Source organism: Scandinavium goeteborgense (assembly GCF_003935895.2).
In the GTDB taxonomy this organism is placed as follows: domain Bacteria; phylum Pseudomonadota; class Gammaproteobacteria; order Enterobacterales; family Enterobacteriaceae; genus Scandinavium; species Scandinavium goeteborgense.
The window spans coordinates 1,473,582-1,485,207 of the sequence record NZ_CP054058.1 but is presented as its reverse complement, the minus strand read 5'-3'; the positions used below and the strand labels follow the sequence as shown (position 1 = coordinate 1,485,207).

The 11,626-nt window shown below is 49.1% G+C and carries 11 protein-coding genes and 1 riboswitch; of the genes, 8 read left to right on the top strand and 3 right to left on the bottom strand.

Annotation, left to right across the window (positions count from 1 at the left end):
• Positions 1-9: 9 nt before the first annotated feature.
• A complete protein-coding gene (gene thiD, locus A8O29_RS07805) occupies positions 10-810 on the bottom strand; it encodes a bifunctional hydroxymethylpyrimidine kinase/phosphomethylpyrimidine kinase (protein WP_125354283.1) in 801 nt (266 codons plus the stop codon).
• Positions 807-1,586, bottom strand: a complete 780-nt coding sequence (gene thiM, locus A8O29_RS07800; RefSeq protein WP_125354284.1) for a hydroxyethylthiazole kinase — start codon at positions 1,584-1,586, stop codon at positions 807-809. Before thiM ends, thiD begins: the two co-directional genes overlap by 4 nt.
• Before the next feature lie 35 nt (positions 1,587-1,621).
• A riboswitch (TPP riboswitch) is annotated at positions 1,622-1,718 on the bottom strand.
• A 386-nt stretch (positions 1,719-2,104) separates the two neighbouring features.
• Between thiM and A8O29_RS07795 the strand changes: the two genes are divergently transcribed.
• The 8 genes from A8O29_RS07795 to A8O29_RS07760 all read left to right on the top strand — a co-directional run bounded on the left by A8O29_RS07795 (position 2,105) and on the right by A8O29_RS07760 (position 8,916).
• On the top strand, positions 2,105-2,461 hold the full coding sequence (locus tag A8O29_RS07795) for a Shiga toxin A subunit (protein ID WP_420854018.1): 357 nt from the start codon (positions 2,105-2,107) through the stop codon (positions 2,459-2,461).
• 185 nt (positions 2,462-2,646) lie between these two features.
• Positions 2,647-5,064, top strand: a complete 2,418-nt coding sequence (locus A8O29_RS07790; RefSeq protein ID WP_125354285.1) for a DUF3772 domain-containing protein — start codon at positions 2,647-2,649, stop codon at positions 5,062-5,064.
• A 229-nt stretch (positions 5,065-5,293) separates the two neighbouring features.
• Positions 5,294-5,854 carry a type IV secretion protein Rhs gene (locus A8O29_RS07785; protein ID WP_125354286.1) on the top strand — a complete coding sequence of 187 codons (561 nt, stop codon included), beginning with the start codon at positions 5,294-5,296 and terminating at the stop codon, positions 5,852-5,854.
• Positions 5,851-6,198, top strand: coding sequence for a putative T6SS immunity periplasmic lipoprotein (locus A8O29_RS07780; RefSeq protein WP_125354287.1), 348 nt, complete (start codon positions 5,851-5,853; stop codon positions 6,196-6,198). Before A8O29_RS07785 ends, A8O29_RS07780 begins: the two co-directional genes overlap by 4 nt.
• Positions 6,198-6,689 carry an Hcp family type VI secretion system effector gene (locus A8O29_RS07775; RefSeq protein WP_125354288.1) on the top strand — a complete coding sequence of 164 codons (492 nt, stop codon included), beginning with the start codon at positions 6,198-6,200 and terminating at the stop codon, positions 6,687-6,689. The genes A8O29_RS07780 and A8O29_RS07775 overlap by 1 nt, the downstream gene beginning before the upstream one ends.
• Before the next feature lie 558 nt (positions 6,690-7,247).
• Complete coding sequence (locus A8O29_RS07770; RefSeq protein ID WP_125354289.1) at positions 7,248-7,805, top strand: type IV secretion protein Rhs; 558 nt, start codon at positions 7,248-7,250, stop codon at positions 7,803-7,805.
• Positions 7,802-8,422 carry a putative T6SS immunity periplasmic lipoprotein gene (locus A8O29_RS07765; RefSeq protein WP_174081277.1) on the top strand — a complete coding sequence of 207 codons (621 nt, stop codon included), beginning with the start codon at positions 7,802-7,804 and terminating at the stop codon, positions 8,420-8,422. The genes A8O29_RS07770 and A8O29_RS07765 overlap by 4 nt, the downstream gene beginning before the upstream one ends.
• A gap of 2 nt (positions 8,423-8,424) precedes the next feature.
• The gene (locus A8O29_RS07760; RefSeq protein ID WP_125354290.1) at positions 8,425-8,916 is read left to right on the top strand and encodes an Hcp family type VI secretion system effector; all 492 of its coding nucleotides are present in this window, start codon (positions 8,425-8,427) and stop codon (positions 8,914-8,916) included.
• Positions 8,917-9,023: 107 nt separating this feature from the next.
• Here the strand turns inward: A8O29_RS07760 and A8O29_RS07755 are convergent, their stop codons facing one another.
• Entirely contained in the window at positions 9,024-11,621 is a 2,598-nt protein-coding gene (locus A8O29_RS07755; RefSeq protein WP_125354291.1) for a bifunctional diguanylate cyclase/phosphodiesterase, read from the bottom strand.
• Positions 11,622-11,626: the final 5 nt, after the last annotated feature.

Genomic DNA, 11,626 nt, shown 5'->3' with positions numbered 1-11,626 from the left:
GCCAGTATACTACCACCACGCGTGAAAATGATGCACCGGGCCAATTCCGTGACCGACCTCCAGAGAATCCGCCGCGGAAAGCGCCGCCGACAGCCAGCGCTTGGCTTCCGGCACCGTTTCCAGCCAGTTTGCGTGGCGCGGACGCAGCGCCGCTAACGCCGCCGATAGCGTGCAACCGGTACCGTGGGTATTTTTTGTCTGCACGCGCGGGGCGGTGAACCGCGTTTCACCCTCGGCGGTAAACAGCCAGTCCGGGCTTTCGGCATCATCCAGATGACCACCCTTCATCAGCACCGCTTCGCAGCCCAACGCCCGCAGCGCCCGACCCTGCTCGAGCATTTCGCGTTCGTTTTGCGCGTGCGGCGCATCCAACAATGCGGCGGCCTCCGGCAAATTCGGCGTAATCAATGAAACCTGCGGCAGCAGCCGACTGCGCAACGTGGCAACCGCCGAGGCGGACAACAGCGGATCGCCGCTTTTCGCCAGCATCACGGTGTCGAGTACCACGTTTTTGATGCGATAGCGCGCCAGACGCTCCGCCACCGCTTCGACGATATCCGTTTCCGCCAGCATGCCGATTTTGGTGGTGTCGATGCGCACGTCGCTGAATACCGAATCCAGCTGGGCCGCGACAAAATCCGGTTGGATGCGATAAACCGACTGCACGCCATGTGTGTTCTGCGCCACCAGCGCGGTGACCACCGAACAGCCGTAAGCCCCCAACGCCGAGAAAGTTTTCAGGTCTGCCTGGATCCCTGCCCCACCGCTCGGGTCGGTTCCGGCGATAGTTAAGGCGTTAATCCGTTTCATGGCTGCCCCTCCGCGTAAAGCGCGTCGAGGAAAGCGGCGACAAAGCTGCCCGGCCCACGGCTGTTTTCAGTTGCCGCACGCCCCGCGCGTTTCATCATGGCGCAGGCGGCAGCCACGTTGTCCAGGGCATCGCCCGGCAGCGCACAGCACCCGGCGACCACGGCTGACAGCGCACAGCCGGTGCCGACCACCCGGGTCATTAACGGATCGCCGCCGGGAATCATCAGCGTGCGACGCCCATCGGTGACGTAATCCACTTCACCGGTGACCGCGACCCGCGTTGAATATTGACGCGCCAGCGCCTCGGCTGCCGGTAATGCAGCGGCGGCGGTGTCGGTGGTATCGACCCCGCGCCCACCGTGGCTCATGCCCGCCAGCGCCATGATTTCAGAAGCATTGCCGCGGATCGCCGCCGGACGCAGCGCCAACAGCTGCTGACAAAACTCCGTCCGCAAACTTAGCGCCCCCACCGCCACCGGGTCCAGCGTCCAGGGCGTGTTATTGGCATTGGCACTGTCGATGGCTAAGCGCATGGCGTGCGCGCGTTCCTGGGTCAGCGTGCCGACATTAATCAGCAACGCATCTGCAAGGGCGGCAAACTGCGGGGCTTCCTGGGCATCAATCACCATCGCCGGGGAGGCACCCAGCGCCAGCAAAACATTGGCGGTGAACGTTTGTACTACGTCATTGGTCATGCAGTGAACGAGCGGCGAACGGTTACGAAAAAGACGTGAAATGTGCGCGAGCTGCGCGGAACTTAACAGGTCAGGTTGCATAGTATGCTCCTGCCAGTCGGTAAGAAGCGATACCCTGCGAGGGTCTCTGACTTCCCTACGCTGGCATTATCCAGATCAGGTGGTACGGGTATTTCTCAGCCTTCACAAAGAAGGGCACCCCGAGTCATTTAAATCAAAATCAATAGGTTGTGATTAACATTCCATTAATTTCTCAACAGGATAGTAATGTCAGTGGGGAGCCTTGTAAACGGTGCTGACGACTTCTTTAGAAACTGTTCAGAAAAACCATTCACACTATCCGGTTATTAAAGCGTACGATAAACATTCAACATCGGAACTCATTAAGAAGGAATTTAGAAATGGCGATACCCGTTTATCTGTGGCTAACCGATGATGCAGGAAATCACGTTAAAGGTTCGGTTAATATATACGGAAAAGAAGGTCTATTGAGATTGTCGTAGAGGATTAATATGAAAATAATATTTAGCTTAGTTGCTTTAATTTGCATGCCTGAACTTTCGTATGCACAACCAGGCTGTGAAAGTGTTGGCACATCAATGGAATCCTCTTTGTTTTCTGCAATACAAAAAGACTTAAAGATTGACGCTTCTGCTGTTCAGAAGGAGAAGACAGCCGTAGAAATTATCAATATCGCACCTGTATCTAAACTTTATGCTGATTCGCTGGCTAAACAAGATTATACCGCAGACAAGGCTAAGAACCGCGAGCTGACATTAAAAGAAAGTGATTATTTCTCTAGCTATTATGAGAATCAGACAAAAGCTCTCACAGCAAAATATACGTATATCAATAAGAGCAATAAAAAGGATGTATTTATTGCCTCTAGCCTTATGAATGAAGATGAGTGCTCCATTCGGTTTAATGGATATCTCACATTATCCAGAGAATTTTAAGATAAGGGGCGAGTGAGCCCCCTTTCTACCCGACCTGGGCAGTTGCTTGCCGTAGCCAACCCCCTTCCCCCTGACACGTCCCCATTTAACACAGATTTCCCTGATAGGATTTTCACAAATAACAGGTATTCTTAGCCGATCAGACCCAGGTCCCTTGTTGAGTGAAATTTCAGGTACATCCTTCTATGCGAAAAATGTTAAAAGTGCCGCTGCTACTGGCATTGTTGTCATGCTTGATGATCACACCTTTTCTGTCTCAGGCGGATGACAGCCCCGCGCAAACCGACGTGGAGCAACCTGTTAAGGTTAATGCCAACCTCGCGCTTCCCGCGCTGCAAAAACGCCTGGATACCCTGAAGCAGCAAGTGTCTGCCGCGAAAGCGGATAAACAATTCACTACCCTGAACGATGAAGCGCAGAAGCTTGTTAGCGACGCCGATAAGCTCGGTGTGGCGCTGGCGCCTCAGCTGGCACAGGTTCAGGCTCAGCTTGATGTTCTCGGCCCGCCGCCTGCGCCAGGCACCCTGACGGAAACCCCGCAGGTCGTTAGCCAGCGTAAACAGCTCAATAATAGTAAGACCCTTCTCACCACTCAGATTGAGCAAACCAAAGCCATCGGCGTGGGGGCGCAAAACTTGTCCGCGCAAATCTTTGGCTTACGCCGCGATGCGCTGAAAACGCAAATTGCGCTGAATACGGGCAGTATTCTGGGCGAGAAGTTTTGGGCACCGCTTATCAATCCCACTGAGAAAGATACCGCGCGCTTTGAAGATTTTGGCTTACAGGTTAGCGATGCCTGGGATCAGGCCTGGAGCGATGAATGGCGTTTTGGCTCAGGTTTCTGTCTGCTACTGGCGCTGATTATTGGTCTGTTCGGACGCATGGCACTGGATAAACCCGTCGGCTGGATGCTCCCCCGCTGGTTACCGCAGGGGCGTTTCCGTCGCAGTTTTCTCGCCTGTTTCACCACACTCAGCACGATGTTCACGCTGGGTATCAGTATGCAGCTGCTGTGTCATATCTTCACGCGGTTACCGGATACCTCGCAGCCAGTGCTGGAGTTTGCCGATCAGCTCGTTGAGCTCACCTATTTCTCGGCGATCATCGCCGGGCTTGGGATAGCCTTACTCTCTAACAGCCATCCTTCCTGGCGTTTGCCGGGCATTGCCGATTCGCTGGCAAAAACACTCGGCTCGTTTCCTGCACTGCTGGCCACGTTTATCTTTATCTTTGGCACTCTAGAGCAGCTCAACGCCCTTGTCGGGACCAGTATTGCCGCCACCCTGTTTGGCAACGGGTTGTCGGCCTTGCTGGTCGCGCTGAACTGCCTGATAGCGCCGGTACGCGTTAACCGTATGCGCCGCAAAATGCGGGCCGATGGCGAGCAAACGGAAGCGCGCTCCACGATTGCCGGCCTGATTCATCTGGTGATAAGCCTGACGGCAGTGGTCATTCTGGGTGCGCTGCTGATTGGTTATATCCCGCTGGCTCGCTTTGTTACCTTCGAGCTGCTGTGGATTGGTCTGGTCGTCAGCTGCTTGTATCTGTTGATTCACTTCGTGGTCGATCTCTGTGAGTGCGTTTTCTCGCCTTCCACCCAAAGCGGCAAAATACTCAAAAGTACGCTGAGCCTTAACGATCGCCATCTGTCCCTCGCAGCAACGCTGTTCTCGGCCGTCGGTAAAACCTCGCTGTTGCTGATGGCAGCCATTGCCCTACTCAACGGGACTTTCGGCACCACCACGCCAGTAGAGTTGCTGAAAAAAATCGTGGATATCTGGGGCGGGGAAGGTATCGGTGGGATCAGTATTATCCCGGCGCATGCCATGAATGCCTTCCTGTGTCTGGTCGTCGGCTGGTACATATTGCGCTCCACCCGTCGCTGGCTTGATAACGATTTCCTGCCAAAAACTATGATGGACCGCGGTCTGCGTGCATCGCTTGTCACGCTATTCACGAACGTCGGTTACGTCCTGATCATCATGCTGACGCTTTCGATGCTCGGCATCGAATGGAACAAACTGGCGTGGATTGTCAGCGCCCTGTCGGTGGGTATCGGTTTTGGTCTACAGGAGATTGTGAAGAACTTTATCTCCGGCCTCATCTTGCTGACTGAACGCCCGGTCAAAGTGGGCGATTTGGTGAGTATTAGCGGCGTGGAGGGGGATATTCGTCGTATCAACGTCCGCGCGACGGAAATCCAGTTGAGCGACAAATCGACGGTGATCGTCCCGAACTCGCAGCTTATTTCTCAGAACGTGCGCAACGCCACCATGGGGAACGCACAGGGAGTGGCGACCATCGCCCTGACCTTCCCACTGGATATCGATCCTGAACAGGTGCGCAACCTGTTACTGATGGCTTATACCCTGCATGAATCCATTCTGGACGCACCGGCACCGTCGGTCAGCTTTAAAGAGCTCGGACCTAACGGCATTGTGTTGAGCGTGACAGGTTATGTGAACAGCCCGCGCATGGTCAGCTCAACGCGCAGCGACCTGTTATACGAAATCCTCAAAATGCTTCGCGAGGCGGGTGTCAGCCTGAGTCAGACGCAAACGATGATCCTCGAGCAGCCGCACAAAGCGGTGACCGAGGAATAATAAAAAGGGCCACCGCGGTGGCCCTTAATTATTAATGGAACCCATGATAAATATAATCCTATAAACCTGCCACTCCCTCTAAAAATAATCTTCAGCCTGTCGACACTTTATTAGTTAAACAGCTAACGTCACACTTTGGCATTAAAATCATTCACAGAAAAAATAATTTCTCTTTTAATTACTAAGGAGTACGCTTCAAAAATAAACCACCATGGAATCAGGGGTTTTTATGCCAGTTAATGAATTTATCAAGCCTACGTCGGGTACAATTATCATTCCCGGAGGCTTGAGGCTACTCACCATTGGTGAAATAGCGTTGGCGAAGACGTTGTATGGCAACAGCATTAAATACTATCGTGTGTGGGTACACAGAGAAAGCTATCTTCCCTTTAACCTACAACCCATAAATGTGACGATGAGCCCTAACGGTGAGATGTGGTTTAGAGAGGAAACGTATTCACCCGATTTTTCATTAGAACCGGAACTAATAAATAAACACAGATTCATGCATGAAATGATGCACGTGTGGCAAACCCAAAAAGGCATGTTTGTCAGAACCCGAGGGCTATTCTCTCGTATTTCCGATTACAGCTATAGCTTAGATAAAGCTGATTTGCTTCACTATGGTTTAGAGCAGCAAGCATCAATCGTGAGTGATTATTGGTTATTGTTACATCACGGTTTCGCAAGGAACAGCAACTTATATGAATATCGTGATTTCAACCCAAATAAATCAATTTATTCACTTATAGGAAAATATAAATCAGTGCTAAATGGATTTCCAGGATGAAAACATTCATTGCTATCCCTTTTATATTACTATTAACAGGTTGTCCCGGTGGAAAACCTGGTCCCCATACGAGATCTACGTTTATTGAGGGCAATCACCTTTGCTTTAGCGTGGATAAGAAAGATGTGTTGAGTTACTACCGCATCGAATCAAGTGAAAATATCGATGATAGTGTAGTTGAGTATAATGAAGACTTACATCAATCTTATCCTGATAACTGTATTATTTTCAAATGGCATTATGGCTATTCTTATACCCTTTCCTATGGCCTTAATGGCAATGATTATATTCATGAGTTTTTTATTGATAATAATGGTCGACTGACACATTTAGGAGGTCTGTAATGTCATTACCCGCTTATTTATTTCTTTATGATGAAAATGGAGTACTGGTTCCTGGTCATTGTATTATCCCAGGCCGCGAAGGTGCTATTGAGGTCATGAACAGTAGCTACGGGGTCAGACAAAGCGTTGATAGCCATACTGGAAACATGACCGGGACCCGGCAACACAATCCGGTGATACTGCATAAGCAATTGGATAAAGTCAGTCCTTATCTGGCGATTGCGGTATGCGAATCTAAACGCTTACAAAAAGCGGTGATTAAATATTTTGAGATTGTAGAAGCCGGCGTTGAAGTTGAAACCTTTACCATCACGCTCGAAAGCGTGGTGATTTCCTCTGTGGATTTCACACATGTTTATTATCCGGGGAGTTCCTCGCCTAACATGCATGAAGTGGTAGGACTGAGGTTCAGAGGGATTGAATGGAATTACGTTAGAGGAAATATTAAATACGATGATGCGTGGATGAAGCCAGCCCCGCAGCAAAAATGATCGGTAAGGAGATAAATTTGCTTCCGGATCATTCGCCAGTAAGAGCCAGCTCTCGATGATGCTGACTCTTACAACGCCGCTTTTCTTTCTCTACTTTGCCCAGGACGTTAAACCGGCTCTTCCTTCCGCTCATCGCCAGGCTGATAGTAAAACTCACCCGCTTCGCAACGGAAGTCTGAGAACTCTGCCGGGCGGCGGAAGTAGCTCAGTATTTTGCCGATGGCTGCATGTCCTGTATCAGCACGCTTTCGGTGATTTCAATACAGATATTGCTATTCGCGAGACGAGTGTCAGCCGAGTCAGACGCAAACGATGATCCTCGAGCAGCCGCACTAAGCAGTGACAGAGGAATAATAATTAAGGGAACACATAATAAAAAAGACAATACTATAAACCTGCCATTTCCACTAAAAATAACCTTCAGCATGTCGATACTTATTAGTTAAACCACTAACGTCACTCTTTGGCATTAAACTCATTCACAGAAAAAATAATTTCTCTTTTAATTAATAGGGAGTAGGCTTCAAAACATAAACCACCAGGGAGTCAGGGTTTTTTATGCCAGTTAATGAAACAATAGATCCCACATCAGGAACACGTATAGGCCCCGGAGGGATCCGACAACTCACCATTGGTGAAATAGCATTGGCGAAGACGTTATATGGCTACAGCATTAAATACTCTCGTGTGTGGGTACACAGAGAAAGCTATCTTCCCTTTAATCTACAACCTATCACCGTAGCTATGAGTCCTGACGGTGAAATGTGGTTTAGAGAGGAAACGTATTCACCTGATTTTTCATTAGAACATAATCCTAAGAAGAAACATATCTTCATGCATGAAATGATGCACGTATGGCAAAACCAAAAAGGTATGTTTGTAAGAACCAGAGGCTTATTTTCTCGTTTTGCCGATTACAGTTACAGTTTAGATAAGGCAGATTTGCTGCACTATGGTCTTGAGCAACAAGCCAGTATTGTGAGTGATTATTGGCTACTGCTACAACATGGCTTTAATGATAATTCATTATACGAGTATCGGGACTACACGCCTGAGCAATCTATACATTTACTCATTCAAAAATACAAATCCGTATTAAAAGGATTTCCTGGATGAAAATATTAGTATATATACCATTAGTCATTATGTTAGTAGGTTGCCCTGGTGGCCCCAGAGCTCCTGAAACAAAACCCACTTTAATTAATGGGGATAGTCTTTGTTTTAGTATCAATAATAAGGATGAATTAAACTATTACAACATCACCACTACAAATAATGATGACATTATTTTTTTAGATTCTTCTGGCAATGTAAAACTACATCTTTTTTACCCTGGCAGTTGTATAAACATTCAATGGAAATATGGGCATAGTTATGTCATTTCCTATGGTCTAAATGGAAAGAACTTTGTACATGAGTTTTTCATTGATAACAATGGTCAATTAACAAACCTTGGGGATTATATCTCTACTACAGAGCGTGGAGTGTTTATACATGATGATGTAATTTGCTTTAGTGTAAACAAAAGCGACACACTTAATTATTACAGAGTTGAGTCTGCCGAAAGTGGGCAGTATAAAATAATAAAATCAGGTGAAAATTTAAACCTAACCTATCCTAACTCCTGCATTAAATTAAATTTAAAGACAGGTTACCGTTATATTTTCACATATATATTAAACGGAAAGAAACATTCTCACTTACACTTCACTGATAACAAAGAGGATCTATAACAATGTCATTACCCGCTTATTTATTTCTTTATGATGAAAATGGAGTACTGGTTCCTGGTCATTGTATTATCCCAGGCCGCGAAGGTGCGATAGAAGTAATGAACAGCAGCTACGGGGTCAGACAAAGCGTTGATAGCCATACTGGAAACATGACCGGGGCCCGGCAACACAATCCGGTGATACTGCATAAGCAATTGGATAAAGTCAGTCCTTATCTTGCGATTGCGGTATGCGAATCTAAACGCTTACAAAAAGCGGTAATTAGATATTTTGAGATTGTAGAAGCGGGTATCGAAGTTGAAACCTTTACCATTACGCTCGAAAGCGTAGTGATTTCCTCTGTGGATTTCACACATGTTTATTATCCGGGGAGTTCTTCGCCTAACATGCATGAAGTAGTAGGGCTCAGGTTCAGAGGGATTGAATGGAATTACGTTAAAGGAAATATCAAATATGATGATGCGTGGATGAAGCCAGCCCCGCAGCAAAAATGAGCGGTAAGGAGATAAATTTGCTTCCGGATCATTCGCCAGTAAGAGCCAGCTCTCGATGATGCTGACTCTTACAACGCCGCTTTTCTTTCTCTACTTTGCCCAGGACGTTAAACCGGCTCTTCCTTCCGCTCATCGCCAGGCTGATAGTAAAACTCACCCGCTTCGCAACGGAAGTCTGAGAATTCTGCCGGGCGGCGGAAGTAGTAACCCTGCGCTTTCTCGCAACCCAGTGCTTTGAGCTTCATCATCACCTCTTCGTCTTCTATGCCTTCGGCGATCAGCGGTACGTTAAAGCCGCTGGCCAATACGATAAGCGAGCTGATGACCGACTGCGCTTTTTCATCACCCATGACGCCGTGGACAAAGTTACGGTCAATTTTGATGCTGTCGAACGGCAATGCGTGCAGGTACGAGAGGCTGCTGAAGCCGGAACCAAAATCGTCCAGCGAGATTGAAATACCGTGGCGGCGCAAATAGCTCAGCATTTTGCCGATGCGCTGCATGTCCTGCATCAGCACACTTTCGGTGATTTCAATGCAGATATTGCTGTTCGCGAGGCCATTCTGGCGGATTGCATCCATCAGATGCCAGGCGAAATCCTGCTGGAGCAGCTGGATGGCCGACACGTTAATGTGCAACAGGAAATCCTTCGGCGCGCCGCGGGCAATCATTTCCGCCAACTTCTGGCAGGCTTCTTCAATCACCCATTTCCCGAGTGGAACAATCAGGCCGCTCTCTTCCGCCAGCGGAATAAAGCGCGTCGGTGGGATCTCGCCTAACGCTTCGGATTTCCAGCGAAGCAAACACTCACCTTCACGGCAGTGCTCTTCGTCATTCTGATCGATAATCGGCTGTAGCACCAGATGGAACTCATGCTGATGAATCGCATCGTTCAGATACTCATGCAGCTTGATGTTGTACAGCTCTTTTTCGTACATTTCCTGTGAGAACAGCTCAACTACGCCGTTGCCGATCGCCTCTGCCTGCAGCAATGCCATGCCTGCACGGCGGCGGATCGCCGAGAAATTCTCTTCGGTGATCGTCTCAATAACCATGCCCACGTTGCCGGTGTAGACGTATTTATTGTCGTTGGCCCGCTGCTCACTATCTTCGCCCATGAACATCGATTCCATCACACCGCGATAGCGCAGGTAATCCTTGTGCTGATTCATCCCCGGGAATACCACCAGCAGTTTATCGGTGGTGTCACGCGCGATCAGAATATCGGTCGGCAGCAGGTTGCGCAGTCGGGAAATAAACTCGTTAATAAAGGTATCGGCGAACTCAGTCCCCAACGCATTCACGATGCTGTACATGTTGTTGATGTGGATGAGTCCGACCATGTTGCGGCGCTTATAAAGCGAAGGCTGCTGGCGCAATCCCGCGCGGGTCCACAACGCAGTGCCGTCATCTTCTTCAATCTTTTTACGCTGCAATTCAAAGCTTTCTGCCAGCTTGTGCGACAGCGCCATAAAGGTCGTTTCCAGCGAGGCGATTTCCGGGAAGTGGCGTTTATCTTTGGAAGGTGTCCAGCGGTGCGTCACCAGCTCATCTGCTTTACGGGCAATCTCATTGAGCGGCCGTGTGGCGCGTGACAGCACAAAACCAACCGCCAGGAAACCAAGACCACAGGCGATAAACAGCACCAGCATCACCACCTGACCATAATTAAGCATGGTCTGGGTAATTGCCGTAGCCGGGCTCACAATGATCCCTTTCCAGTGCAGTTGGCCTTCCTGATCTTTGACATCAAACGTGTCGGCATAGAAACGCTTGCCGTTGACCTTAACGGACAACATTCCAGGTGCTTTGCGCGTCGCCAGCGCGTGTCCGGCACTCACAATTTCCGGTACGCCGATTTTATCTAACGTTTGCAGCACCAGTTCGTGGCGGTTCTCTTTGAGCATCGATTGGGTCAACGACGGCATCGACGAGGCTACCAGCTCATTTTTATCGTTCACGATAAGCAGAATACTTTCCGGGTACGGTTTGAAATGCTCAAGGTTATTGTTCAGTTCAGAGAAATGCAGCTCGCTTGCCACCACGCCCATGAACGTACCGTAGCGGTCAAAGCCCGGTGAACTCCAGGCGATACCCGCCGTTCCAGCGGCATCATAATCACGGAAAGCAGGCGTCCAGTGCGATCGGCGATCGGCTGCCGCCGCCTTGTACCAGATGCGCGAGTTGTTATCGTATGCGGAGATCACTTTTTCAACAGACGAATCGAGGCTGTAGTCACTGAGCAACGTGAGCTGATTGCCGGTTAAGGCGTCTTTTATCCCAAGATAGTTCTCTTGCAGCCTGTCGTGCGAGATACCAATGAAATCATTATTGGCACTGCCGAACTCCACCATGTCGAGATAGTCACGCTCGGAAAAAACATTGGTGACGTTGTTAATCAGCAGACCGCTGAGATCCCGCACCGAAAAGGTGCTGGCATCCATATTGCTCAGGGCGTGGACCACAATCGCATTCGACTGCTGCGGAACATTAATGTAGTTATTAATCGCCCGCTCGATGGTCTGCTTTTTCGAACTGAGGATTTCCTCACTGAGGGTGTCGAGGAACGAGTATCCGGCATAGTTCAGGAATGTATACATGGTGGCGAACACCACGCAAAACGTCAGCAATAGCGTCAACAAAATGGTCTTGGTCAACGACAACGGATAGGTGTCGACGGAGAACTTTTCCTTCAGGATTTGCATAGTGC

Bases quoted from the DNA above. Each gene is read 5' to 3' on its own strand.
- thiD (WP_125354283.1), bottom strand. From the start codon at position 810: ATGAAACGGATTAACGCCTTAACTATCGCCGGAACCGACCCGAGCGGT.
- thiM (WP_125354284.1), bottom strand. From the start codon at position 1,586: ATGCAACCTGACCTGTTAAGTTCCGCGCAGCTCGCGCACATTTCACGT.
- A8O29_RS07795 (WP_420854018.1), top strand. From the start codon at position 2,105: ATGGAATCCTCTTTGTTTTCTGCAATACAAAAAGACTTAAAGATTGAC.
- A8O29_RS07790 (WP_125354285.1), top strand. From the start codon at position 2,647: ATGCGAAAAATGTTAAAAGTGCCGCTGCTACTGGCATTGTTGTCATGC.
- A8O29_RS07785 (WP_125354286.1), top strand. From the start codon at position 5,294: ATGCCAGTTAATGAATTTATCAAGCCTACGTCGGGTACAATTATCATT.
- A8O29_RS07780 (WP_125354287.1), top strand. From the start codon at position 5,851: ATGAAAACATTCATTGCTATCCCTTTTATATTACTATTAACAGGTTGT.
- A8O29_RS07775 (WP_125354288.1), top strand. From the start codon at position 6,198: ATGTCATTACCCGCTTATTTATTTCTTTATGATGAAAATGGAGTACTG.
- A8O29_RS07770 (WP_125354289.1), top strand. From the start codon at position 7,248: ATGCCAGTTAATGAAACAATAGATCCCACATCAGGAACACGTATAGGC.
- A8O29_RS07765 (WP_174081277.1), top strand. From the start codon at position 7,802: ATGAAAATATTAGTATATATACCATTAGTCATTATGTTAGTAGGTTGC.
- A8O29_RS07760 (WP_125354290.1), top strand. From the start codon at position 8,425: ATGTCATTACCCGCTTATTTATTTCTTTATGATGAAAATGGAGTACTG.
- A8O29_RS07755 (WP_125354291.1), bottom strand. From the start codon at position 11,621: ATGCAAATCCTGAAGGAAAAGTTCTCCGTCGACACCTATCCGTTGTCG.